The organism is Streptomyces sp. NPDC017936, from assembly GCF_044328485.1.
In the GTDB taxonomy this organism is placed as follows: Bacteria; Actinomycetota; Actinomycetes; order Streptomycetales; family Streptomycetaceae; genus Streptomyces.
Map to the genome: position 1 here is coordinate 73,014 of NZ_JBIRHK010000013.1, position 25,774 is coordinate 98,787.

18 protein-coding genes are annotated in these 25,774 nt (G+C 72.2%); 14 read left to right on the forward strand and 4 right to left on the reverse strand.

From position 1 onward, the window contains the following. The first annotated feature begins 12 nt into the window (after positions 1 to 12). A complete protein-coding gene (uvrA, locus tag ACH4F6_RS25800; protein WP_397962705.1) occupies positions 13 to 3,027 on the forward strand; it encodes an excinuclease ABC subunit UvrA in 3,015 nt (1,004 codons plus the stop codon). Between the two features lie 125 nt (positions 3,028 to 3,152). Here uvrA and ACH4F6_RS25805 read toward each other — a convergent pair whose 3' ends face one another. Then, positions 3,153 to 4,064: a carbohydrate kinase gene (locus ACH4F6_RS25805; protein ID WP_397962706.1), complete on the reverse strand. Its 912-nt coding sequence runs from the start codon at positions 4,062 to 4,064 to the stop codon at positions 3,153 to 3,155. After that, the gene (locus tag ACH4F6_RS25810; protein WP_397962707.1) at positions 4,061 to 5,254 is read right to left on the reverse strand and encodes a LacI family DNA-binding transcriptional regulator; all 1,194 of its coding nucleotides are present in this window, start codon (positions 5,252 to 5,254) and stop codon (positions 4,061 to 4,063) included. Before ACH4F6_RS25810 ends, ACH4F6_RS25805 begins: the two co-directional genes overlap by 4 nt. A 254-nt stretch (positions 5,255 to 5,508) precedes the next feature. Here ACH4F6_RS25810 and ACH4F6_RS25815 point away from each other — a divergent pair, with 254 nt between their 5' ends. Further along, complete coding sequence (locus ACH4F6_RS25815) at positions 5,509 to 5,952, forward strand: Rieske (2Fe-2S) protein (protein WP_397962708.1); 444 nt, start codon at positions 5,509 to 5,511, stop codon at positions 5,950 to 5,952. 58 nt (positions 5,953 to 6,010) lie between these two features. Here ACH4F6_RS25815 and ACH4F6_RS25820 read toward each other — a convergent pair whose 3' ends face one another. Then, positions 6,011 to 6,970 carry a hypothetical protein gene (locus tag ACH4F6_RS25820; protein WP_397962709.1) on the reverse strand — a complete coding sequence of 320 codons (960 nt, stop codon included), beginning with the start codon at positions 6,968 to 6,970 and terminating at the stop codon, positions 6,011 to 6,013. Positions 6,971 to 7,457: 487 nt separating this feature from the next. On the opposite strand from ACH4F6_RS25820, the gene uvrC reads away from it, so the two are divergent. From uvrC to pgi, 12 genes are all read left to right on the forward strand, one after another. Further along, positions 7,458 to 9,599, forward strand: coding sequence for an excinuclease ABC subunit UvrC (uvrC, locus tag ACH4F6_RS25825; RefSeq protein ID WP_397962710.1), 2,142 nt, complete (start codon positions 7,458 to 7,460; stop codon positions 9,597 to 9,599). Then, positions 9,596 to 10,678, forward strand: a complete 1,083-nt coding sequence (gene rapZ / locus ACH4F6_RS25830) for an RNase adapter RapZ (RefSeq protein WP_397962711.1) — start codon at positions 9,596 to 9,598, stop codon at positions 10,676 to 10,678. The genes uvrC and rapZ overlap by 4 nt, the downstream gene beginning before the upstream one ends. Beyond that, positions 10,675 to 11,742, forward strand: a complete 1,068-nt coding sequence (gene yvcK, locus ACH4F6_RS25835; RefSeq protein WP_397962712.1) for a uridine diphosphate-N-acetylglucosamine-binding protein YvcK — start codon at positions 10,675 to 10,677, stop codon at positions 11,740 to 11,742. Before rapZ ends, yvcK begins: the two co-directional genes overlap by 4 nt. Then, on the forward strand, positions 11,733 to 12,722 hold the full coding sequence (gene whiA, locus ACH4F6_RS25840) for a DNA-binding protein WhiA (RefSeq protein WP_030642347.1): 990 nt from the start codon (positions 11,733 to 11,735) through the stop codon (positions 12,720 to 12,722). The genes yvcK and whiA overlap by 10 nt, the downstream gene beginning before the upstream one ends. A 185-nt stretch (positions 12,723 to 12,907) precedes the next feature. Beyond that, positions 12,908 to 15,865: a M14 family zinc carboxypeptidase gene (locus ACH4F6_RS25845; RefSeq protein WP_397962713.1), complete on the forward strand. Its 2,958-nt coding sequence runs from the start codon at positions 12,908 to 12,910 to the stop codon at positions 15,863 to 15,865. A 227-nt stretch (positions 15,866 to 16,092) separates the two neighbouring features. Beyond that, positions 16,093 to 17,100, forward strand: coding sequence for a type I glyceraldehyde-3-phosphate dehydrogenase (gene gap, locus ACH4F6_RS25850; RefSeq protein ID WP_397962714.1), 1,008 nt, complete (start codon positions 16,093 to 16,095; stop codon positions 17,098 to 17,100). A 135-nt stretch (positions 17,101 to 17,235) separates the two neighbouring features. Beyond that, positions 17,236 to 18,447, forward strand: a complete 1,212-nt coding sequence (locus ACH4F6_RS25855; protein WP_397962715.1) for a phosphoglycerate kinase — start codon at positions 17,236 to 17,238, stop codon at positions 18,445 to 18,447. 5 nt (positions 18,448 to 18,452) lie between these two features. Then, positions 18,453 to 19,229 (forward strand): triose-phosphate isomerase, encoded by a 777-nt coding sequence (gene tpiA, locus ACH4F6_RS25860; protein WP_397962716.1) that lies wholly within the window; start codon positions 18,453 to 18,455, stop codon positions 19,227 to 19,229. 107 nt (positions 19,230 to 19,336) lie between these two features. After that, entirely contained in the window at positions 19,337 to 19,573 is a 237-nt protein-coding gene (secG, locus tag ACH4F6_RS25865) for a preprotein translocase subunit SecG (RefSeq protein WP_384659224.1), read from the forward strand. A 217-nt stretch (positions 19,574 to 19,790) separates the two neighbouring features. After that, positions 19,791 to 20,126, forward strand: coding sequence for an RNA polymerase-binding protein RbpA (locus ACH4F6_RS25870; RefSeq protein WP_003976875.1), 336 nt, complete (start codon positions 19,791 to 19,793; stop codon positions 20,124 to 20,126). 193 nt (positions 20,127 to 20,319) lie between these two features. After that, complete coding sequence (locus ACH4F6_RS25875; RefSeq protein ID WP_397962717.1) at positions 20,320 to 21,588, forward strand: MFS transporter; 1,269 nt, start codon at positions 20,320 to 20,322, stop codon at positions 21,586 to 21,588. 73 nt (positions 21,589 to 21,661) lie between these two features. Further along, positions 21,662 to 23,314 (forward strand): glucose-6-phosphate isomerase, encoded by a 1,653-nt coding sequence (gene pgi, locus ACH4F6_RS25880; protein ID WP_397962718.1) that lies wholly within the window; start codon positions 21,662 to 21,664, stop codon positions 23,312 to 23,314. Between the two features lie 79 nt (positions 23,315 to 23,393). Here pgi and ACH4F6_RS25885 read toward each other — a convergent pair whose 3' ends face one another. Beyond that, the gene (locus ACH4F6_RS25885) at positions 23,394 to 25,700 is read right to left on the reverse strand and encodes an ABC transporter permease (protein ID WP_397962719.1); all 2,307 of its coding nucleotides are present in this window, start codon (positions 25,698 to 25,700) and stop codon (positions 23,394 to 23,396) included. Positions 25,701 to 25,774 lie beyond the last annotated feature (74 nt).

Sequence of the window (25,774 nt, forward strand, 5' to 3'; positions counted from 1 at the left end):
GTGCGGACCGGCGTGGCCGACCGTCTCATCGTCCGTGGCGCGCGCGAGCACAACCTCAAGAATGTCTCGCTCGACCTGCCGCGCGACTCGCTCATCGTCTTCACGGGTCTGTCGGGGTCGGGCAAGTCCTCGCTCGCCTTCGACACGATCTTCGCCGAGGGCCAGCGGCGCTACGTGGAGTCGCTCTCCTCGTACGCCCGCCAGTTCCTCGGCCAGATGGACAAGCCGGACGTCGACTTCATCGAGGGCCTCTCCCCGGCGGTCTCCATCGACCAGAAGTCGACCTCGCGCAATCCGCGCTCCACGGTCGGCACCATCACCGAGGTCTACGACTACCTGCGTCTGCTCTTCGCGCGCATCGGCAAGCCGCACTGTCCCGAGTGCGGCCGTCCGATCTCGCGCCAGTCGCCGCAGGCCATCGTCGACAAGGTCCTGGAGCTGCCGGAGGGGAGCCGCTTCCAGGTGCTGTCGCCGCTGGTGCGTGAGCGCAAGGGCGAGTTCCTCGACCTCTTCGCCGAGCTCCAGACCAAGGGCTACTCCCGTGCGCGCGTGGACGGCGAGACCGTCCAGCTCTCCCAGCCGCCCACGCTGAAGAAGCAGGAGAAGCACACCATCGAGGTGGTCGTCGACCGCCTCACGGTGAAGGAGTCCGCCAAGCGCCGGCTCACCGACTCCGTGGAGACCGCCCTCGGCCTGTCCGGCGGCATGGTCGTGCTCGACTTCGTCGACCTCCCCGAGGACGACCCCGAGCGCGAGCGCATGTACTCGGAGCACCTGTACTGCCCGTACGACGACCTCTCCTTCGAGGAGCTGGAGCCCCGCTCCTTCTCCTTCAACTCGCCCTTCGGCGCCTGCCCCGAGTGCACCGGCATCGGCACGCGCATGGAGGTCGACCCCGAGCTGATCGTCCCCGACGAGGACAAGTCCCTCGACGAGGGCGCCATCCACCCCTGGTCGCACGGCCACACCAAGGACTACTTCGGCCGTCTGGTCGGAGCCCTCGCGGACGCGCTGGGATTCCGCACGGACATCCCCTTCGCGGGCCTGCCGCAGCGCGCCAAGAAGGCCCTCCTGTACGGCCACAAGACGCAGATCGAGGTCCGCTACCGCAACCGGTACGGCCGTGAGCGCGTGTACACGACGCCCTTCGAGGGCGCCGTCCCCTTCATCAAGCGCCGGCACGGCGACGCCGAGAGCGACGCCAGCCGCGAGCGCTTCGAGGGCTACATGCGCGAGGTGCCCTGCCCCTCCTGCGAGGGCACGCGCCTGAAGCCGATCGTCCTCGCGGTGACGATCATGGAGAAGTCCATCGCCGAGGTCTCCGCGATGTCCATCAGCGACTGCGCGGAGTTCCTGGGCGAGCTGAAGCTCAACGCCCGCGACAAGAAGATCGCCGAGCGCGTGCTGAAGGAGGTCAACGAGCGGCTGCGGTTCCTGGTCGACGTCGGCCTCGACTACCTCTCCCTCAACCGCGCGGCCGGCACGCTCTCCGGCGGCGAGGCCCAGCGCATCCGCCTGGCCACCCAGATCGGCTCCGGCCTCGTCGGCGTCCTCTACGTCCTCGACGAGCCGTCCATCGGCCTGCACCAGCGGGACAACCACCGGCTGATCGAGACCCTCGTCCGCCTGCGGGACATGGGCAACACCCTCATCGTCGTCGAGCACGACGAGGACACCATCAAGGTCGCCGACTGGGTCGTCGACATCGGCCCCGGCGCCGGCGAGCACGGCGGCAAGGTCGTCCACAGCGGCTCCCTGAAGGAACTGCTCGCGAACGCCGAGTCGCAGACCGGGCAGTACCTGTCCGGGAAGAAGGCCATCCCGGTGCCCGACGTCCGGCGCCCGCTCGACCCGTCCCGGCGGCTCACGGTCCACGGCGCCCGGGAGAACAACCTCCAGGACATCGACGTCTCGTTCCCGCTCGGCGTGTTCACCGCGGTCACGGGCGTGTCCGGCTCCGGCAAGTCGACCCTGGTCAACGACATCCTGTACACGCACCTGGCCCGCGAGCTGAACGGCGCGAGGAACGTTCCGGGGCGTCACACGCGCGTGGACGGCGACGACCTCGTCGACAAGGTCGTCCACGTCGACCAGTCGCCCATCGGCCGCACCCCCCGGTCGAACCCGGCCACGTACACCGGGGTCTTCGACCACATCCGCAAGCTGTTCGCCGAGACGACCGAGGCGAAGGTGCGCGGCTACATGCCCGGCCGGTTCTCCTTCAACGTCAAGGGCGGCCGCTGCGAGAACTGCTCGGGCGACGGCACGATCAAGATCGAGATGAACTTCCTCCCGGACGTCTACGTCCCGTGCGAGGTCTGCCACGGCGCCCGCTACAACCGGGAGACCCTGGAGGTCCACTACAAGGGCAAGTCCATCGCCGACGTCCTGAACATGCCGATCGAGGAGGCGACCGGGTTCTTCGAGGCCGTCCCCGCGATCGCCCGCCACCTCAACACGCTGAAGGACGTCGGCCTCGGCTACGTCCGGCTCGGCCAGTCCGCGACCACCCTGTCCGGCGGTGAGGCCCAGCGCGTCAAGCTCGCCAGCGAGCTGCAGCGCCGCTCCACCGGCCGCACGGTCTACGTCCTGGACGAGCCGACCACGGGTCTGCACTTCGAGGACATCAGCAAGCTCCTGAAGGTCCTCTCCGGCCTCGTCGACAAGGGCAACACGGTCATCGTCATCGAGCACAACCTCGACGTGATCAAGACGGCCGACTGGATCGTCGACATGGGCCCCGAGGGCGGAGCCGGCGGCGGGCTCGTCGTCGCCGAGGGCACGCCCGAGGAGGTCGCCGGGGTGCCGGCCAGCCACACCGGCAAGTTCCTGCGCGAGATCCTCGGCGCCGACCGCATCAGCGACGCGGCCACGGTGAAGGCCCCGCGCAGGACGGCGGCGAAGAAGACGGTCGCGGCCGGGACGACGGCGAAGAGGACGGCGTCCGCCACGGCGTCCGTCAACGACACGGCGACGAAGAAGGCGGCCACGCCCGCGAAGAAGACCGCGCGGGCCCGCAAGGCCTGAGCCGGTCACGGCGCCCCGCGGGTCTCCCGCGGGGCGCCGTCCGTTCCCGTCGACCGCCCCGGCCCGGCGGTCCGGCACCGGGGCCGGGCCACACCGGTGAATGACGCGGGCCGTCCCCGTCTCCTCTACGGCTCGCCGACCTCCGAGGCGTACGGCGGCTCGGCGCCCGCCCGCGAGCAGGTGATCGCCGCGGCGCGGGCCGCGAACCGCAGCAACCGCTGCCAGTCCTCGCGGCCCAGCCCCGCGAGCGCGACCGGAGACAGGGCGCCCCGGACCGAAAGACCGTGCAGCAGCGCCGCGTTCACGGTGTCGCCGGCGCCGATGGTGTCCACGACGTCGACCTGCTCCCCGGGCACCGGATGGACGGCGCCGTCCCGGGTGAAGGCGGTCAGACCGTCGCCGCCGTGTGTGATCACCACGGCTGCGGGGCCGGCGGACAGCCACTCGCGGGGGGTGCCGCCCAGCCAGCGGGCGTCCTCCTCGGAGAGCTTGAGCAGGGACACCGAGGGGAGCCAGCTCGCGAAGCGGGCCCGGTAGGCGTCGGCGTCGGGGATCAGCCCGGGCCGGATGTTCGGGTCGAGCGCGGTGAACAGGCCCCGCGCGGCCGCGGTGCGCATCAGTTCCTCGTAGGCGCTCGCCCCCGGCTCCAGGACCAGGGAGCAGGTGCCGAAGGACACCGCCCGCGTCCCGGCGGGCAGGTCGGCGGGGACCCGGAACAGCCGGTCGGCGGTGCCCTCGACGTGGAAGGAGTACGCGGCCGAGCCGTTCCCGTCGATCGTGGCGACCGCCAGAGTGGTCGGTTCCGGCCCCCGCTGCACCGCCGACACGTCCACGCCCGCCGCCCGCAGCCCGTCCAGCAGGGCCTCTCCGAACGCGTCCAGCGAGGTGCGTGAGCAGAAGGCCGTGGGGGAACCCAGGCGGCCGAGGGCCACGGCCGTGTTGTAGGGGCCGCCGCCGCGGGCCGGCTGCAGAGCCGCGAGGGCACCCGTGCCCTGCGGTACCAGGTCGATCAGGGCTTCACCTGCCACGACGATCACGGGGCGGTTCCTTCCTCGGACGGTTCGGACGGTTCGGACGGTTCGGACGGCATGGACGGCGTGGACGGGGCACCGGACGGGTCGGACGGGTCGGATGCCCCGGGCGGGCCGGGCCGCGCGACGCCCGGGCCGCTGGGCACCAGGGGGGCGCGGGAGCGCGGGGGCCGTTCCGGCTGGTCCGCGCAGCCGCACGAGGTGCGGTGGACGAAGGTGCAGGGGAGCCGCACGGTCCGGGCCGGCCGGCCGGGTGCGGCGAGGCGTTCCAGGAGCACGCGGACGGCCTGGGCGCCGATGTCCCGGCCGGGCTGGGCGATCGCGGTCAGCCGGGGGGAGAACAGGTCCGCCCAGGCGAAGTCGTCGAAGCAGCACAGCGCCATGTCGTCGGGCACGGTCAGCCCGTGTGCGCGCAGGGCCCGCAGCGCGCCGAGGGTCATCGCGTCGTTGCCGGTGACCAGGGCGGTCGGCGGGGCGCCCAGGGACAGCAGGGCCGCGGTGGCCCGTTCGGCGCCGGCCGACCCGGAGTCGCCGTGCACCAAGAGGCGCTCGTCGTGGGGGAGACCGGCGGAGGCGAGACCGTGCCGGTAACCGGTGATCCGTTCCGCGGTGGTGCTGAGGCCGGGCAGACCGGCGACGAGGGCGATGCGGCGGTGACCGAGCCCGGCGAGATGGGTGACCAGCCGGGCCATGGGGCCGGCGTTCTCGGCGCAGACCTGGTCGAAGCGGGGTGCGCCGTCCGCCGGGGCGTCGACGATCCGGTCGAGGAGGACCGCAGGCACCCGGTGCCGGGTCAGGTAGGCGAGGAGCCCGCCCGGGTCCGCGGACGGAGCGATGATCACGCCGTCCACGCGGCGCTCGTGCAGGAGCTGGACGACCGTGCGCTCGTGCGCGGGGTCGTCGTGCGGGTCGGCGATCAGCAGGCTGTAGCCCTCCTCCAGGGCGGCGGCCTCCACTCCCTGGAGGATCTCGGTGAAGTAGGGATTGCTGATCGCCGACACCGCGAGCCCGATGGAACGGGTCCGGGAGGTCACCAGGGAGCGGGCGAGGGTGTTGGGCGTGTAGCCGAGCACGTCCATGGCGTCGAGGACGGCCTGACGGGTGCGGGGCAGCACGGGACGGGTGTCGTTCAGCACGTGCGAGACGGTCGCCACGGAGACGCCGGCGTGCCGTGCGACGTCGGCCATGGTCGGCATCGGGTCCCCTCCCTGACGGCGGCGGTGTGTTCCGGCCGGGACGCTATCCCATTCGACGGAGCGCGTAAACGCTTGCGCAAGCGTTTACGTCCGCGCAAGCCCGCGCAATCCGACCCGACCCGCCGCGGGCCCGCGGCACCCCCACCGGTATCGTGCGCGGGGCAGCGGCGGCCGACGGCCGCCGCGCAGCGCACGCGCCCGTCGCCGCGACGGCACGCCCCGTCCCGTACCGCCTCTCGACCAGTGGAGCCCGCATGTCCGGCCGACCCGCCACGAGCCGCCGCACCGTCCTGCGAGGAGCGGCCCTCGCGCCGGCCGCGGCTCTGGCACCCGCCACGGCGCTCGGGCTCGCCGCCTGTTCCCCGACCGGCGGCACCACGGCGCCCGCCACGCCCACGGCCCCGGTCGAGCTCGGCGCGGACGGCGAGGTCGCGAAGGGGAGCGCGAAGCTCTACCGCGACCACAACGTCGTGGTCAGCCGGTCCGCCGACGGTGAGCTGAAGGCCTACAGCTCGGTCTGCACCCACGCGGGCTGCGCCATCAACAAGCTCGACGGGACCACGCTGATCTGCCCCTGCCACGGCAGCGAGTTCGACGCGACGACCGGCGAGGTGCTGCGGGAACCCGCGACCGTGGCGCTGAACGAACTGCCGGTCACGTCCGAGAACGGCAGGATCGTCGCGGGGCCGGGAGCCTGAGCCGCGGGACGCGGCGGCGCGGCGGGACGCCTTCGGGCCGGTGAGGCGCGCCGACCGGTCAGTCCCAGTCCCACGCGATGCCCACCATGCCCGACCGCACCCGCGGCTCGACGAGGTGGACCGAGCGGTGGCGTCGGCTGAGCGCCAGTTCCTGGCGGCCGCTGCGGGGGGCCGCCGCCGAGTGCCGGGTGAAGCGGTGACAGCGCGCGGGCAGCGCGGCCTCGTGGAACCGGACCTGCAGGGCGTACTGCCCGCCCGGCGCGCCGAAGCCGCGGACGTACTCGCGGGAGGCGCCGGCGGTGCCGTCCTCGACGGCGTGGCGGAAGAGGAACGTGTCGCCGGCCCGCAGGCGGGTGTCGAAGAGGAGCTCCGCGACGAGGATGCCGGTGTCGTGGTGCCGGCGGACGCGGCCGGGACGGCAGTTCTCCAGGGCGTGCAGCGTCATCCGCTCCGGAGCGCAGCCGGGGTCGCCGTGGTGGACGGCCACGAAGCGGTCGACGCCGTCGCGGTGGGCGCGGACGATGTGCTGGGACTCGCGCCCCTGGAGTTCCCGGCGGGAGCCGATGCCCACCCGCTCGTGGTGGCCCAGGGTGTGCAGCCCGTCGTCCGCAGGGCACTCCAGTTCGACGAGCAGTTTCTCCAGGACGTCCGTGGCCTCCCTGAACGACCGGTAGGAGCGGCCCGCCGGCTGCCCGCCCGCCGTGTCCGCGTCGGCCTCCGTGAGCAGCCGGATCAGGGACTCGTCCGGCAGGCGCAGGATCTCCTCCAGGGCCCGGACGGCCCTCAGCGACTCGGGGCGCTGCGGGCGCCGGGCGCCCTGCTGCCAGTAACTGAGACTGGTGACCCCGACTTTCACTCCGTGCCGTGACAGGTGGTGCTGGACGCGTTGCAGGGGCAGCCCACGGGCGGCGATCGCGGCGCGCAGGGCGACGTGGAACGGGCCGCCTCGCAGGGCCGCGTCCAGGTCCGTGGCGGCGCCGCCGGGGGCGACGTCCGCGTGGTGCGGGGCGTGCGGCATGCAGGGGCCTCTCTGTGAATCCTCACGACGGCTGGTCAGACCGTTCGTGTCGGTGGCCGGGCCTCCGGTGACGCGGGGGCGCCTTCACATCCGTAGGGCGTGCTTCACCGCCCCCAGTTCCCCCGCATTGAAGCGTGTCGGCCTGGACCCGACAACACCCGAAGCCCGAACGCGACCTGTCCGTGGCCGAGTCGGGTCCGCCGCTCGCGCCCCACGGCCCGGCGCCGGGGACCACGCCGACGGCCGCGTCGGGGGCGCCGGCGGACGCCACGCCGCGTGACCGGGCGGACGCGGTGCGGCGTGTCCGGGCAGGCGTCCGCCCGGCCCCGCGGCGCGCGGAAGCGGTCCGGCGGCGTGCCCCGTGAGCCGTGCGACCGGACCCCCGGCTCCGGCCGGCCACCGGCCGTGACGTGCGCCCCGGCCGACACTCCCCGTGGTTGTCCACAGCCCCGTCGGACTGTCACTCCGCGCCAGTAGGGTGTGAGACATGGCCGACCCCTCCAGCTACCGCCCCAAGCCGGGACAGATCCCGGACTCGCCCGGGGTCTACAGGTTCCGCGACGAGCACCGCCGGGTGATCTACGTCGGAAAGGCGAAGAGCCTGCGCCAGCGCCTGGCGAACTACTTCCAGGACCTGGCGGGCCTCCACCCGCGCACACGCACGATGGTCACCACGGCCGCGTCCGTGGAGTGGACCGTGGTGTCCACGGAGGTCGAGGCCCTCCAGCTGGAGTACTCCTGGATCAAGGAGTACGACCCCCGGTTCAACGTCAAGTACCGCGACGACAAGAGCTACCCCTACCTCGCGGTGACGATGAACGAGGAGTTCCCCCGCGTACAGGTCATGCGCGGCCACAAGAAGAAGGGCGTCAGGTACTTCGGGCCGTACGCGCACGCGTGGGCGATCCGCGACACCGTCGACCTCCTGCTGCGCGTCTTCCCGGTGCGCACCTGCTCCGCCGGCGTCTTCAAGAACGCCTCCCGCACCGGCCGCCCCTGTCTGCTCGGCTACATCGGCAAGTGCTCCGCGCCCTGTGTCGGGCGGATCTCCGCCGACGACCACGGGGACCTGGCCGACGAGTTCTGCGACTTCATGACCGGCCGCACCGGCACGTACCTGCGTCGTCTGGAGAAGCAGATGACGCAGGCGGCCGAGGAGATGGAGTACGAGCGGGCCGCCCGCCTGCGCGACGACATCGAGGCCCTGAAGAAGGCCATGGAGAAGAACGCCGTCGTGCTCGCGGACGCGACCGACGCCGACCTGATCGCGGTCGCCGAGGACGAGCTGGAGGCGGCCGTCCAGATCTTCCACGTCCGCGGCGGACGCGTACGCGGCCAGCGCGGCTGGGTGACCGACAAGGTCGAGGAGATCACCACCGGAGCCCTCGTCGAACACGCCCTCCAGCAGCTCTACGGCGAGGAGACCGGCGACGCCGTCCCCAAGGAGGTCCTGGTCCCCGCCCTGCCCGATCCGGTGGAGCCGGTCCAGGAGTGGCTCACCGGCCGCCGCGGCTCGGGCGTCTCGCTGCGCGTCCCGCAGCGCGGCGACAAGCGCGCCCTCATGGCGACCGTCGAGCGCAACGCCCAGCAGGCGCTCGTGCTGCACAAGACCAAGCGCGCCTCCGACCTGACCACGCGCTCGCGTGCGCTCGAGGAGATCGCCGAGGCCCTCGGCCTGGACAGCGCCCCGCTGAGGATCGAGTGCTACGACATCTCGCACCTCCAGGGCGACGACGTCGTGGCCTCCATGGTGGTCTTCGAGGACGGCCTCCAGCGCAAGAGCGAGTACCGCCGCTTCCAGATCAAGGGCTTCGAGGGCCAGGACGACGTCCGTTCCATGCACGAGGTGATCACCCGCCGCTTCCGGCGCTACCTCGCCGAGAAGGAGCGGACGGGGGAGTGGACCGAGGACGGGCCCGCCCTTGCCGACGGCACCCCGGCCACGCCCGCCGACGGCGCCCCGCTCACACCCGCGGACGGCACGGCCGCTTCCGCGGACAGCCCCGCCGCCCCCCTCGCCGACGCCCTCAAGGACGACGACGGCCGCCCCAGGCGGTTCGCCTACCCGCCCCAGCTCGTCGTCGTCGACGGCGGCAAGCCGCAGGTCATGGCCGCCAAGCGGGCTCTGGACGAGCTCGGTGTCGACGACATCGCCGTCTGCGGTCTCGCCAAGCGCCTGGAGGAGGTCTGGCTGCCGGACGAGGACGACCCGGTCGTCCTGCCCCGCACCAGCGAGGGCCTCTACCTGCTCCAGCGCGTCCGTGACGAGGCCCACCGCTTCGCGATCGCCTACCAGCGCACCAAGCGCGCCAAGCGGTTCCGCGCCGGACCCCTGGACGACGTCCCGGGCCTCGGCGAGACCCGCAGGCAGGCGCTGATCAAGCACTTCGGCTCGGTGAAGAAGCTGCGTTCCGCGACGCTCGACCAGATCTGCGAGGTGCCCGGCATAGGCCGCAAAACGGCCGAGACGATCGTCGTGGCCCTCGCCCAGGCGGCCCCGCCCGCACCCGCCGTGAACACGGCGACCGGAGAGATCATGGATGAGGAGGAGCCCGACACGACGGCGGGCTCCCCCGGGGAGCCCGCCGTCGCGGGCACCCCGGAAGAACGACGGGGGCAGGAGAGATGACCGAGCACGACGCGCATCCCACAGCCGACCGGGAGCGGGAGCCCATGGCAGCGCCCCAGCCGGCGCCCGGGGAGACCTGCGAGGATCCCACCCGGCGCGACACACGCCACGACGCCGCCGGGGCCGAAGCGGGCCCCCGAAGCGCCGCGCACACCGCAGGCCACGAAGACGGAGCACAGGTGAGTACGGACGTCACACCGCCGGGCATTCCCGAGGCGGCCATCCCCGAGCTGGTGATCATTTCCGGCATGTCCGGGGCGGGCCGTTCGACGGCCGCCAAGTGTCTGGAGGACCTCGGCTGGTTCGTCGTCGACAACCTCCCGCCCGCCCTGATCCCCACCATGGTGGAGCTCGGCGCCCGCTCCCAGGGCAACGTGGCCCGGATCGCGGTCGTCGTCGACGTCCGCGGCCGGCGCTTCTTCGACAACCTCCGCGAGTCCCTCGCCGACCTGGAGGCGAAGAACGTCACCCGGCGGATCGTCTTCCTCGAGTCCTCCGACGACGCCCTGGTGCGCCGCTTCGAGTCCGTGCGCCGTCCGCACCCCCTCCAGGGCGACGGCCGTATCGTCGACGGCATCGCCGCCGAGCGCGAGCTGCTGCGCGAGCTGCGCGGCGACGCCGACCTGGTGATCGACACCTCCAGCCTCAACGTGCACGAGCTGCGCGCCAAGATGGACGCCCAGTTCGCCGGCGAGGAGGAGCCCGAGCTGCGGGCCACCGTCATGTCCTTCGGCTTCAAGTACGGCCTGCCCGTCGACGCCGACCTCGTCGTGGACATGCGCTTCCTGCCCAATCCGCACTGGGTCCCGGAGCTGCGCCCCTACACCGGCCTGAACGACGAGGTGGCCGGCTACGTCCTCAACCAGCCCGGGGCCAAGGAGTTCCTCGACCGGTACGCGGAGCTCCTCCAGCTGATCGCCGCGGGCTACCGCAGGGAGGGCAAGCGCTACGTGACCATCGCGGTGGGCTGTACGGGCGGCAAGCACCGCTCGGTCGCGATGTCGGAGAAGCTCGCCGCGCGGCTCGCCGCCGAGGGCGTGGAGACGGTGGTCGTGCACCGGGACATGGGACGGGAATGACAGGACGTACTCCGCGGCTGGGCCGGCTGCGCAGGATGGCGCCGGACGGGCGCGTGAGCCGGCCGGTCGAGGCCCGCGGCGGCAAACCCCGCCGCCGCGGCACCCAGCCCAAGGTCGTCGCCCTCGGCGGCGGCATGGGTCTGTCGGCCTCGCTCGCCGCGCTGCGCCGGATCACCGGCGACCTCACCGCCGTCGTCACCGTGGCCGACGACGGCGGTTCCAGCGGGCGCCTGCGCGACGAGCTGGGCGTGCTGCCGCCCGGCGACCTGCGCAAGGCGCTGGCGGCGCTGTGCGGCGACGACGACTGGGGCCAGACCTGGGCCCGCGTCATCCAGCACCGCTTCCAGTCACAGGGCGAGATCAACGGCCACGCGGTCGGCAACCTGCTGATCGTCGCCCTGTGGGAGCAGCTCGGCGACCACGTCCAGGCGCTGGACCTGGTCGGCCGGCTCCTCGGCGCGCACGGCCGCGTACTGCCCATGTCCGCGGTCCCCCTGGAGCTCCAGGCACTGGTCAAGGGCCACGACCCGGCACGGCCCGAGGACGTCGACACCGTCCGCGGGCAGGCGACCGTCGCGCTGACCCCTGGCGAGGTGCAGTCCGTGCACCTCGTGCCGCACGACCCGCCGGCCGTGCCGGAAGCGGTGGCGGCCGTCCTGGACGCGGACTGGGTGGTCCTGGGGCCCGGCTCCTGGTTCTCCTCGGTGATGCCGCACCTGCTGGTCCCCGAGCTGCTGGACGCCCTGACGGAGACGAAGGCGCGCCGGGTACTCTCCCTGAACCTCGCCCCGCAGCCGGGAGAAACCGACGGCTTCTCACCGCAGCGTCATGTGGAGGTTTTGGGACGACACGCCCCTAAACTCGCCCTGGACGTGGTGCTGGCCGACGAGGCCGCCGTGCCCGACCGTGACTCCCTGACCGACGCCGCCAAGCGGCTCGGGGCCGCGGTCGAGCTGGCGCCGGTGGCCCGGACCGACGGCACTCCGCGGCATGATCCGGAGCTGCTGGCCGCCGCGTACGACCGTATTTTTCGGATGCATGGAAGGATCGGCCCATGGCGATGACGGCAGCGGTGAAGGACGAGATCTCCCGGCTACCCGTCACCCGGACCTGCTGCAGAAAGGCGGAGGTCTCGGCCATCCTGCGGTTCGCCGGCGGCCTCCACCTGGTGAGCGGGCGCATCGTGATCGAGGCGGAGCTGGACACCGCGATGGCGGCCCGCCGCCTCAAGCGGGACATCCTGGAGATCTTCGGCCACAGCTCCGAGCTGATCGTGATGGCGCCCGGCGGGCTGCGCCGGGGCTCGCGCTACGTGGTGCGCGTCGTCGCGGGTGGTGACCAGCTGGCCCGCCAGACCGGCCTGGTGGACGGCCGCGGCCGGCCGATCCGCGGCCTGCCCCCGCAGGTGGTCTCGGGGGCCACCTGCGACGCCGAGGCGGCCTGGCGCGGGGCCTTCCTGGCGCACGGCTCGCTCACCGAGCCCGGCCGTTCCTCCTCGCTCGAGGTCACCTGCCCCGGTCCCGAGGCCGCGCTCGCCCTCGTCGGCGCCGCCCGGCGCCTGTCCATCGCCGCGAAGGCCCGCGAGGTGCGCGGGGTCGACCGGGTCGTCGTCCGCGACGGCGACGCCATCGGAGCCCTGCTCACCCGCCTCGGCGCCCACGAGTCGGTGCTGGCCTGGGAGGAGCGCCGGATGCGCCGCGAGGTGCGCGCCACGGCGAACCGTCTCGCCAACTTCGACGACGCCAACCTGCGCCGCTCCGCCCGCGCGGCCGTCGCCGCCGGCGCCCGCGTCCAGCGTGCGCTGGAGATCCTCGGCGACGAGGTCCCCGAGCACCTCGCGGCGGCCGGCCGGCTGCGGATGGAGCACAAGCAGGCCTCGCTGGAGGAGCTGGGCGCGCTCGCCGACCCGCCGCTGACCAAGGACGCGGTCGCCGGCCGCATCCGCCGCCTGCTCGCCATGGCCGACAAGCGGGCCTCCGACCTGGGCATCCCGGGCACCGAGGCCAACCTCTCCGAGGAACTCGCCGACAACCTGGCGGGCTGAGCGGGAACGGAACCCGACCCGTCGGCGCCGACGCCTCCTCCTGGGCCGTCGGCGCCGGCCGTTTTCCGGCCTGCGACGTCAACTCGCCGCTCACGACGCCTTCTTGATGCACCCTTGACTCGATCATGGACGGTCATGAGCCTGGCTGTGTTCGCTGCTGTGGCGGACCCACGCTAGGGGGGTTCATGAGACGTAGAGCGAGATCGATCCTCGCTGTCGGCGCGCTCCTGATCGGCGGAGCGAGCATCGCACCCATCGCCCAGGCACAGTCCGGGGGAACACCCCGGGAATCCGACGCGGACGAGGTCAAGGTCTTCCGCGCCGAGGTCACCAAGAAGCAGATTCCCCTGCTGCTGGCGGCCGGTCAGGACGGTCACGAACTCAGTGAGCAGGCACCCGACAAGGGCACCGCCACCGTCGAGGTCTACCTCACCGACGGGCAGGCGAAGAAGCTCGGGGAACAGGGCGTCCGCCTCACCGAGCACACCCTCTCGGCCAAGGCGGAAAGCCGCGTCGAGGCGGCCTCCGACGGTGTGTTCCGCCCGTACAGCGGCAAGGGCGGCCTGAAGGAGGAGATCCTCCGCACGGGCCAGGAGAACCCCGGCCTCACCAAGGTCGTCTCCATCGGCAGGACGGTCAACGGCCAGGACATCCTCGCGCTCAAGCTCACCAAGAACGCGAAGAAGACCCGGGACGGCTCCAAGCCCTCCGTGCTGTACATGTCCAACCAGCACGCACGCGAGTGGATCACCCCGGAGATGACCCGCCGGCTGCTCCACCACTACCTGGACAACTACAAGACGGACGCGCGCGTCAAGAAGCTCGTGGACACCACCGAGCTGTGGTTCGTCCTGACGGCCAACCCCGACGGCTACGACTACACCTTCGCGGACACCGCCAACCGCCTCTGGCGCAAGAACCTGCGGGACGTCAACGCCGACGGGGTGATCTCCACCGGCGACGGCGTCGACCTCAACCGGAACTTCGCCTACAAGTGGGGCTACGACAACGAGGGTTCGTCCCCCAACCCCACCAGCCAGACCTACCGCGGCGCCGGACCGAACTCCGAGCCGGAGACCAAGGCGCTGGACGCCTTCGAGAAGCGCATCGGCTTCGCGTACGGCATCAACTACCACTCCGCCGCCGAACTCCTCCTCTACGGCGTCGGCTGGCAGGTGGCCACGGACACCCCGGACGACGTCATGTACCGGGCGCTGGCCGGCACCCCGGAGAACTCCGCGATACCCGGCTACCACCCGCAGGTCTCCTCGGAGCTGTACACCACCAACGGCGAGGCGGACGGCCACGCGGCCAACGTCAACGGCACGCCCATGTTCACCCCCGAGATGTCGACCTGCCAGACGGCCTCGGACGTCGACCCGGACGACCGGTGGAACGCCGCCGACTGCCAGTCGGTGTTCAACTTCCCGGACGACGAGAAGCTGATCCAGCAGGAGTTCGCCAAGAACGTTCCGTTCGCGCTCTCCGTCGCCGAGAGCGCCGCCCGCCCCGACCAGCCGAAGTCCTCGGTCGGCCTGGCCGCCGCCGACTTCACCCCGGCCGGCTTCACCACGTCGTACGCGCGCGGCGCCGACCAGGAGGTCTCCGTCGTCGTCCGCAAGGCGGTCCGCGACAAGGAGCTCAAGTACCGCGTCAACGGCGGCCGCACGCACGACGAGACGCTGAGGCCCTGGAGGGGCGGCGAGACCTACGGCGGTGACGACAACCTCCACTTCGACGAGTACCGGGCCGAGGTCGAGGACGCCCGTCCGGGCGACAAGGTCGAGGTGTGGTTCACCGGCGAGGCGAAGAACGGCAAGGAGGTCTCCAGCGGGCACTTCACCTACACCGTCGCCGAACGGCCCCGGGCCGACACCCTGGTCGTCGCCGAGGAGGGCACGGCCGCCACGCAGGCGCAGACCTACGTGGACGCGCTGAGGGCCGACGGCCGCAAGGCGGTCGTCTGGGACGTCGCCACCCAGGGCGTGCCCGACGCGCTCGGCGTGCTGAGCCACTTCGGCACGGTCGTCCACTACACGGGCGCGGGCGCCCCCGGCAACCCCACGCAGCTGGAGCTGCGCGCCTTCCTCAACGAGGGCGGCAAGCTGATCGAAGCGGGCGAGCAGGCCGGCGGCGACGTCGACCTCGGCGACGGCACCCCGTCCAACGACTTCAGCCAGTACTACCTGGGCGCCTACACCCGCACCTCCCTGTCCGGCGCCACCTCCTTCGAGGGCACCGGCGCGCTCGCCGGAGCGACCGGCTCCCTGGGCGCCGCGCCCGGCAACCCGCTCGACCGGGCCGGGTCCTACAGCGTCACCTCCGAGACCCTGCCCGCGGACGCCTTCCCGCAGTTCGCGAGCGCGGGCGCGAGCCGCTACCCCGGCACCGCCAACCCGTACGGGCCCTACACGGGCGCGTCCATGGCCGCCGTCACGCACAGCGACTACGCCTGGAACCGTCTCACCCGCACCGTCGACCTCACCGGGGTGAGCGCCGCCGACGCGCCGGCCCTGCGCACCCGGATGCTGTGGAACACGGAGAAGGGCTACGACCACGCCGTCCTGGAGGCGCACACCGCGGGCGCCGACGACTGGACCACGCTGCCGGAGGCCGGCGGCGCCACCAGCAGCGCCGTGCCCGTCGAGTGCGAGGCCGGCTACTTCATCCAGGCGCACCCCGCCCTGAAGCGGTACCTGACGCTCGCCGACGGCGCCTGCGCGCCCACCGGCACCAGCGGCTCCTGGAACAGCTTCACCGGTGCCTCGGCCGGCTGGCAGGAGGTGTCCTTCGACCTCTCCGCGTACGCGGGGAAGACCGTCGAGGTGGCGCTCTCCTACATCACCGACCCCGGCAGCGGCGGCCGCGGCGTCCTGGTCGACGACGCCTCGGTCGTCCTCGGCGGCACGGCCGTCGAGACCGAGGGCTTCGAGACGTCGCTGGGCGCCTGGAGCGTGCCCGGTCCGCCGGCGGGCAGTCCGGCGGTCGTCGAGGACTGGGCGCGCACCGGCGCCCTGTTCCAGACGTTCGCGGCGGTCGCCACCGACGACACCGTGCTGCTCGGCTTCGGCCTGGAGCACGTCACCTCGGCGGCCGCCCGCGCGACGCTCATCGGAAGGGCCCTCGCATCACTTGATCGGTGACAGCGAGGTCGTCCTCCGGTGACGGCGCGTAGCGAAATCGGGCCGCAGGGCCCCGTGACCAGGACGGTCCGTACCCCTACTGATGGGTACGGACCGTCCTGCCGGGTATGGGCGAAGTCGATGTCACCGACGGGGCCTCGGAGAGGTAGGGTCGGGGGTGGTCGGGGACATCCCAAATACAGCTCGCCGGCACCGCATGGCCGGCGTACCAACGAGGAGATCGGTTCGTGACGATCCGCGTAGGCATCAACGGCTTTGGCCGCATCGGTCGTAACTACTTCCGCGCGCTGCTGGAGCAGGGTGCTGACATCGAGATCGTGGCTGTCAACGACCTGGGTGACACCGCGACCACCGCTCACCTGCTCAAGTACGACACCATCCTGGGCCGCCTGAAGCAGGAGGTCTCGCACACCGAGAACACCATCACCGTCGGCGACAAGACCATCAAGGTCCTGGCCGAGCGCAACCCCGCCGACATCCCGTGGGGCGAGCTGGGCGTCGACATCGTGATCGAGTCGACCGGCATCTTCACCAAGAAGGCCGACGCCGAGAAGCACATCGCCGGCGGCGCCAAGAAGGTCCTCATCTCGGCTCCCGCCAAGGACGAGGACGTCACCATCGTGATGGGCGTCAACCAGGACAAGTACGACCCGGCGAACCACCACGTCATCTCCAACGCCTCCTGCACCACCAACTGCGTGGCGCCGATGGCGAAGGTCCTGGACGAGAACTTCGGCATCGTCAAGGGCCTGATGACCACGGTGCACGCGTACACCAACGACCAGCGCATCCTGGACTTCCCGCACAAGGACCTGCGCCGCGCCCGCGCCGCCGCCGAGAACATCATCCCCACCACCACCGGCGCCGCCAAGGCCACCGCCCTGGTCCTGCCCCAGCTCAAGGGCAAGCTGGACGGCATCGCGATGCGCGTCCCGGTCCCCACCGGCTCGGTCACCGACCTGGTCCTGGAACTCGGCCGCGAGGTCACCAAGGAAGAGGTCAACGCCGCCTTCCAGAAGGCCGCCGAGGGCGAGCTCAAGGGCATCATCGAGTACACCGAGGACCCGATCGTCTCCTCCGACATCGTCAACGCCCCGGCGTCCTGCACCTTCGACTCCTCCCTGACCATGGTCCAGGAAGGCAAGAACGTGAAGGTCATCGGCTGGTACGACAACGAGTGGGGCTACTCCAACCGCCTCGTCGACCTGACGGTCTTCGTCGGCGGCCAGCTCTGACCACCGGAGCAGGCACCTCCATGTGAAGGCAGGGCCCGGGCGGCGCACGGACGCGCCGCCCGGGCCCTGCCTCACGTACGGATGAGCCCTCTCTACGATCACGGAGTACCACCAGCCCTCCCGGGAGCCCCTTTCATGAAGACGATCGACGAACTCCTCTCCGAAGGTGTCGGCGGCAAGCGGGTCTTCGTCCGCGCCGACCTCAACGTGCCGCTCGACGGCGGCACCATCACCGACGACGGCCGCATCCGCGCCGTGCTGCCGACCGTCAAGGCCCTCGCGGACGCGGGCGCCAAGGTGGTCGTCGCCTCCCACCTGGGCCGCCCCAAGGGCGCCCCGGACCCGGCCTTCTCGCTGGCCCCCGCCGCCACCCGCCTCGGCGAACTCCTCGGCGCCGACGTGGCGTTCGCGACCGACACGGTCGGCGACTCCGCCCGCGCAGCCGTCGCGGGCCTGGCCGACGGCCGGGTGGCCGTCATCGAGAACCTGCGCTTCAACCCGGGCGAGACGAGCAAGGACGACGCCGAGCGCGGCGCGTTCGCCGACCGGCTCGCCGAACTCGCCGACCTGTACGTGGGAGACGGCTTCGGCGCGGTGCACCGCAAGCACGCCTCCGTGTACGACCTGCCGGCCCGGCTGCCGCACGCGGCGGGCTTCCTCATCGCCACCGAGGTCGGCGTCCTGAAGAAGCTCACCGAGGAGGTCGGCCGCCCCTACGTCGTGGCGCTCGGCGGCGCCAAGGTCTCCGACAAGCTCGCCGTCATCGACGAGCTGCTCGGCAAGGCCGACCGCATCCTGATCGGCGGCGGCATGGCCTACACCTTCCTCAAGGCCAAGGGCCACGAGGTCGGCATCTCCCTCCTCCAGGAGGACCAGATCCCGGCCGTCACCGAGTACATCGAGCGCGCCGAGAAGACCGGCGTCGAGCTGGTCCTGCCCGTCGACGTCCTGGTCTCCCCGGAGTTCCCGGACCTGAAGGCCAAGGCCCCGACGAACCCCACCACCGTCGCCGCGGACGCGATCCCCGCCGACCAGGAGGGTCTGGACATCGGTCCCGAGACCCGCAAGCTGTACGCCTCGAAGCTCGCCGACGCGGCCACCGTCTTCTGGAACGGCCCGATGGGCGTCTTCGAGCACCCCGACTACGCCGAGGGCACCAAGGCGGTCGCCCAGGCCCTCGTCGACTCCCCGGCCTTCACGGTCGTCGGCGGCGGCGACTCCGCCGCGGCCGTCCGCCTCCTGGGCTTCGACGAGAACGCATTCGGCCACATCTCGACCGGCGGTGGCGCCTCCCTCGAGTACCTCGAGGGCAAGACGCTCCCCGGCCTCGCCGCACTGGAGGACTGACCCAGATGAGCACGCGCACGCCGCTGATGGCGGGCAACTGGAAGATGAACCTCAACCACCTGGAGGCCATCGCGCACACCCAGAAGCTCGCCTTCGCCCTGGCGGACAAGGACTACGAGGCCGTCGAGGTCGCCGTCCTGCCGCCCTTCACCGACCTGCGGTCGGTGCAGACCCTGGTCGAGCACGACAAGCTGAAGATCAAGTACGGCGCCCAGGACATCTCCGCGCAGGACTCCGGCGCCTACACCGGTGAGATCTCCGGCCCGATGCTGGCCAAGCTGAGGTGCACCTACGTCGCGGTCGGCCACTCCGAGCGGCGCCAGTACCACCACGAGACCGACGACGTGGTGAACGCCAAGGTGAAGGCCGCCTTCAAGCACGGCCTGACCCCGATCATGTGCGTCGGCGAGGAGCTGGAGGTCCGTGAGGCGGGCAACCACGTCACGCACACGCTCGCCCAGGTCGAGGGCGGTCTGAAGGACCTCCCGGCCGAGCAGGCCGAGACCGTCGTGATCGCCTACGAGCCCGTCTGGGCCATCGGCACCGGCAAGGTCTGCGGCGCCGAGGACGCCCAGGAGGTCTGCGCCGCCATCCGCGGCAAGATCGCCGAGCTGTACTCCCAGGACGTGGCCGACAAGGTCCGCATCCAGTACGGCGGCTCCGTGAAGGCCGGCAACGTCGCCGAGATCATGGCGCAGGCCGACATCGACGGCGCCCTGGTCGGCGGCGCCTCGCTGGACGCCGACGAGTTCGTCAGGATCGTGCGCTTCCGCGACCAGTGAGGCGGGCTGTGAGTAGGCCGTAGACGCGATCCGTCGTACCCTTGCGGGGGCACAGCGCCGTCGCTGTGCCCCCGTCGTTATCCGAATCCGAGGAAGTTGGTCCAGCCGTGGTTTTGGGGTTCTCGATCGCCCTGATCGTCTTCAGCCTGCTGCTGATGCTGCTGGTGCTGATGCACAAGGGGAAGGGCGGCGGTCTCTCCGACATGTTCGGTGGCGGCATGCAGTCCTCCGTCGGCGGCTCCTCGGTCGCCGAGCGCAACCTCGACCGCATCACCGTCGTGATCGGTCTGCTCTGGTTCGCGTGCATCGTCGTCCTCGGCCTCCTGATGAAGACGAACAGCTGATCAGCCTGATCGGCGGCGCACACACGCACAATCCGTACGTAAGGCCCCATGTTCGGTACGCGCAGCTGAGCGCGGCCTATCATGGGGCTTGCGTCTGTGTGTGGGGGTTGTAACTCCAATCACTGGACGCGCGTTGGGCCTTACGTAGACTGAGGCGCTCGCAGCGAAGCGAAACGCCGACTCGCTTCGCGGCACCATCACGCAGGGAGTTACGACCGTGGCAAGTGGCAACGCGATCCGAGGAAGCCGGGTCGGGGCGGGGCCGATGGGCGAGGCCGAGCGCGGCGAGTCCGCGCCGCGTCTGCGCATCTCCTTCTGGTGCTCCAACGGGCATGAGACGCAGCCCAGCTTCGCCAGCGACGCGCAGGTGCCCGAAACCTGGGACTGCCCGCGCTGCGGCTTCCCGGCCGGCCAGGACCGGGACAACCCCCCGGACCCGCCGCGCACCGAGCCCTACAAGACGCACCTCGCCTATGTGCGGGAGCGGCGCAGCGACGCGGACGGCGAGGCGATCCTCGCCGAGGCGCTCGCCAAACTGCGGGGCGAGATCTAGGAGTTGAGGTCCGGCCGGGTGCCCTGGGGCGCCCGGCCGGACCTGTCCCGCGCACCGGCGGCCGGCCGCCGCCGGACCGGTTGTCAGTGGTGCCCCCTACGGTTGTCGCAGTGGTTCGTGCGACCGTCCGCGCCGCGGGTTCTCCCCGCGCCGCTCGTGACGCCGACGAACCGGCGGACGAGGAGGGGGAGTCGTGACGACGGTCGGTACGGCGGGCGGGCGCGCCCCCGCGTGGCGCGGCGGCTTCGGGCGGCTGTGGGGCGCCGCCGTGATCTCACGGTTCGGGGACGCGTTACGGACGACCGCGCTGCCCCTGCTCGCCGTGGACCTCACGGACGACCCCCCGGTCGTCGCCGCCGTGACCGCCTGCGGCTACGTCCCCTGGCTGCTGTTCGGACTGCTCGGCGGGGCCGTCGCCGACCGGGTGGACCAGCGGCGCGCGATGTGGGCCGTGGACGCCGTGCGCGGATGCCTCGTCGCCGCCTTCGCGCTCGCCGTGGCCCTCGGACACGCCTCGGTGCCGTTGCTGCTCGCCCTCGCCTTCCTGCTGACCGCACTGCAGACGCTCTTCGACAACGCCGCCACGGCCCTGCTGCCGTCCCTGGTGGACCGCGCGGCCCTCGGCGGGGCCAACGCCCGGCTGATGACCGGCCAGCAGGTCCTCGGCGGCCTGCCGGCCGGACCGGTCGTGCCGCTGCTGCTCGGCGCCGGCGCCTGCGTGCCGTTCGCGGCGGACGCGGCCACCTATCTGCTGGCCGCCGCCCTGATCGCCTCCCTGCGGACACGGCCGCCCGAGCGGGAGCCGCGCCCCGCGGGCAGCACCCTGCGGGCGGAGATCGGCGCGGGGCTGCGCGCGCTGTGGCGCGACCGCGTCCTGCGGCCCGTCTGCCTGGCCACCCTGCTCTGCAACATCGGCATGGGCGCCCTGATCGCCACCCTCGTCCTGCACGTCACGCGCTGGCTGCGCGCGGGCGACACCGAGTTCGCCGCCGCCATGACGGTGTACGCCGCCGGCAGCCTCGCCGGCGGCTTCCTGGCCCAGCGCATCGCGCGCCGCACCGGCCGCGCCCGGGCCCTGCTGCTGGCCGGGACCGTCCAGACGGCGGCCCTGCTGCTGATGGGCGCCGTCCGTCATCTCGGCGCCCTCCTCGTGGGCCTGCTGCTGCTCGGCATCATGAACATGGTGTGGAACGTCCACCAGGTCACGCTGATGCAGCAACGCAGCCCCGAGCCCATGACGGGCCGCATCTCCTCCGCCTTCCGTACGGCCTCCACCTCCGGAGCGCCGCTCGGCGCCGTGCTCGGCGGCGCCGTGGCGGCGGCCTTCGGCCTGAACGCTCCGGCGCTGCTCGCGGCCCTGCTGTTCGCCCTGGCGGTCATCGCGTTGATACCGGCGGCCCGGGCGGACGTATCTGTGGGCGCACCGCAGGACGGCCCCACCACCGCTCACGTCACGGGCTGATCAACTAGGTTGGGAACCGCAGCGGGACACGACGTGCAGCACGGACAGGTGAGGAAAGAGGGCTGGGTCCGACATGAACGCAGACGGCCGTACGAGGCTCAACCAGACGCCGGAGTGGACCGCTCTGGCCAAGCACCGCGAGGAACTCGGCGAGGTGCAGCTGCGCGAGCTGTTCGCCGCCGACCCCGGGCGCGGCGGCGAGTACACGTTGCAGGTGGGAGACCTGCACATCGACTATTCCAAGCACCTCGTCACCGACGAGACGCTGCGGCTGCTGCGCGAGCTGGCCGCCGCCACCGACGTCTTCGGCCTGCGGGACGCCATGTTCCGCGGCGAGAAGATCAACACCACCGAGCACCGCGCCGTGCTGCACACCGCCCTGCGCGCCCCGCGCGACGCGGTGATCGAGGTCGACGGGGAGAACGTCGTCCCGGAGGTGCACGCCGTCCTCGACAAGATGGCAGGCTTCGCCGACCGCGTCCGCTCCGGTGCCTGGACCGGCCACACCGGCAGGCGGATCAGGAACGTGGTCAACATCGGCATCGGCGGCTCCGACCTCGGCCCGGCGATGGCGTACGAGGCGCTGCGGGCGTACACGGACCGGTCCCTGACCTTCCGCTTCGTCTCCAACGTGGACGGCGCCGACCTCCACGAGGCGACCCGGGACCTGGATCCGGCGGAGACGCTGTTCATCATCGCCTCCAAGACCTTCACCACCATCGAGACGATCACCAACGCCACCTCGGCCCGCAGCTGGCTGCTGGACGCCCTCGGCGACGAGGCCGCCGTCGCCCGGCACTTCGTCGCCCTGTCGACCAACGCCGCGAAGGTCACCGAGTTCGGCATCGACCCGGACAACATGTTCGAGTTCTGGGACTGGGTCGGCGGGCGCTACTCCTACGACTCGGCGATCGGCCTCTCCCTGATGATCGCCATCGGCCCGGACCGCTTCCGCGAGATGCTCGACGGCTTCCACCTCGTCGACGAGCACTTCCGCACCGCCCCCGCCGAGGCCAACGCCCCGTTGCTGCTGGGGCTGCTGGGCATCTGGTACGGCAACTTCCACGACGCCCAGTCCCACGCGGTGCTGCCCTACAGCCACTACCTGTCGAAGTTCGCCGCCTACCTCCAGCAGCTCGACATGGAGTCCAACGGCAAGTACGTCGGCCGGGACGGCAAGGAGGTCGACTGGCAGACCGGCCCCGTCGTCTGGGGCACGCCGGGCACCAACGGCCAGCACGCCTACTACCAGTTGATCCACCAGGGCACGAAGCTGATCCCGGCCGACTTCATCGGCTTCGCCGACCCGGTCGCCGAGCTGGGCGACGAGCTCAAGGCCCAGCACGACCTGCTGATGGCCAACTTCTTCGCCCAGACCCAGGCGCTGGCCTTCGGCAAGACCCCGGACGAGGTGCGGGCCGAGGGAGTGCCCGAGGAACTGGTGGCCCACAAGACCTTCAAGGGCAACCACCCCACGACCACCGTTCTCGCCCGCGAGCTGACCCCCTCGGTGCTCGGCCAGCTCGTCGCGCTGTACGAGCACAAGGTGTTCGTGCAGGGCGCGGTGTGGAACATCGACTCCTTCGACCAGTGGGGCGTGGAGCTCGGCAAGGTCCTCGCCAAGCGCGTCGAGCCCGCGCTGACCGAGGGCGCGGACGTGCCCGGCCTGGACGCCTCCACGAAGGCCCTGGTCGCCAAGTACCGGGAGCTGCGCGGCCGGCGGTGACGACCGCCGCGGGACGGGACGGCGCGCGGCCGTCCCGTCCCGCGGAAGTCCCTGCCTGCCGAGGCGATCACGGAACCCGTCAGGCCACCGCGTTCAGTGTGTCCGCGAGACGGCGACGGGCGGCGCGGGACGCCGGCACGGCGGCGAGCGCGCACGCCCCCAGCACCGCGGCGGCGCCGAACAGCAGCAGGAGGGCGGGTGACGGACTCTCGGCGATGCCGGCGCCGATGCCGCTCGACCTGCCTTGGGCGTCGATCAGCCACTGCGCGAGAGGCGTGCCCAGGGCCGTACCGACGAGGACCGCGGCCAGCGCGGTGCTGCCGGTGGCCGTGACGGTGATCGCGGTGATCTGCCGCGGGGACAGGCCGATGGCCTTGAGGGCCAGCAGATCCCGTTCGCCCTCGCGCACGGTGCCGCCGATCGTGGTGAGCAGTTCGATGAGTCCGATGAGGGCCAGGACGGCGATCAGGCCCACGACGACCGCGCGCAGCGGCGAGAGGCCGTCGGCCGGGTTGGGCACGGCGTGCACGTCCAGGTGACCGTGCCCGGCGGTGGTCAGCCGGCCGGTGACCGCCTGGGGGTCGGCGCCGGGGCGCAGCCGCAGCTGGTACAGCGTCGGACCGAGCCCCGGGTCGTTCTCCCGGAGCGTGTCCAGCGAGGTGGAGATGACCCGCCCGGAGTTCGCGGGCTCGATGCTGCGGCCCACGATGTGCAGGATCTGCGGCTGGTCGCCCACGGTCATCCGCACCCAGTCGCCGACGCGCACGTCCAGCAGGTCGAGCAGACCCTGTCCGGCCACCGCCTCGTCGCGGCCGCGCGCGGGGCGGCCCTCCGCCAGGGTGTACGGGTACGGGTCCTGGCGGGTTCCGAGTCCCCGCAGGGCGATCGTCGCCGTCTGGCCCGGGACCAGGGCCGCCACCTCCACGCCCGGGTAGGCGACGGCGACCTGCGGGTCGCGCTCCAGCAGGGTGCGTGTCTCCCGCTCGGTCAGACCGGCGTCCGCGTGGACGGTGAGCGCGGTCGGCAGGCCGGTCCGCTCGGGTCTGCTGTGGAAGCGGTCGATGGTGGTCCAGGCGCTCATGGCGACCACGATCAGCAGCAGCGGCAGCGCGAGCCGGGCCACCGTGGCGGGCGACCGAAGCCGGCGGGTGAAGGCCTTGTGCCAGCCCAGGACCAGCGCGGGCGGCAGCCGCAGCCCGAGCGCCCGGCGCGCCACGGCCGGGAGCCGTCCGCCGGCCGCGACCCGGGGCCGCGGCACCGGTACCGGAGGCACGCGTCCCGCCCGCCAGGCGGCGAGTCCGGTCGTCGCGCCGATGAACAGCACCGCCCCCGCCGGCACGGCGAACAGTGCCACGGTGTGTCCCGGCAGCCCCTGCCACACGCCGATCGCGTCCCCGAGGCGCCCCGGGACCCGGTGGCCCAGCGCCTGGACGAGCGCCGCCGCGGCCGCGGCGCCGAGCAGCGCGTAGGCGATGTGCTGGAGCAGGAAGATCCGGACGACCTGACCGGGGGTGAAGCCGATGGCCTTCAGCACGGAGATGTCCCGCAGATGTCCGCGGATACGGGTACCGATCGCCCCGTGCACGGCGAGGCCAGCGGCGACCAGCGCGCCGAGACCGAACAGGCCCAGCACCTGTCCCAGCAGGCGGTTGTCGCCCTGGGCCTCGGCGCGTGCCTGCCGCCAGGTGGAGACCTCGCCGACCGCGTCGGCGCCCAGCACGGTGACCGCGCGCTGGACGGCGTAGTCCGTGTCGTCGGGGTCGGTCAGGCGCAGTCCGATGACCTGGCCGCTCACCTGGCCGCCCGGTTTCGGCACGGCCGACGGGAGGGCCCAGACGAGCCCTGGCCGACCACCCGGCCGGTAGCGCGGTTCGGCGCTCTCGGCGATGCCGAGGACGGTCAGTCTCCGTGTGGCGCCGGGCAGGGTGAGGGTGTCGCCGGGTTCGGCCACCAGGGTGCGGGCGAGACGGCTCTCCAGGACGACGCCGTCGGTGGCCGAGGGGTCCAGCCACCGGCCGGAGGTGAGCAGCGGCCGGCCCACGGCGGGCAGCTCGGAGGTGCCGCGCAGTTCGACGGAGGCGCGGGCACCGCGGGAGGTCAGGGTGACGGAGGCGACGGGATAGGGGCCGGCGACGGACTCGACGCCGTCCAGCGCGTCGAGTCGTGCGCCGAGTCCTTCCGCGGGTGCGGAGGCGCCGGTGTGGATCCACACGTGGGCGCCGCGCGCCTGCGTGAACACGCGCTGCCAGGGGTTGGTGGCGTAACCGAACAGCGCCGTGGCCAGCAGCAGCGAGGCGACGATGCCGGCCGTGGCGAGCACGAGGAACAGTGCCTCGCCGCGGTGCGTGCGCAGATCGGAGTGCGCCCAGCGCAACGTGGCTCGCACGGCTTCACCCTCTCCGCTCGGGCAGCGTGCAGGGACGCTCGGCGAACAGGGTGCGGGGACGGTCGGGGAGCCGC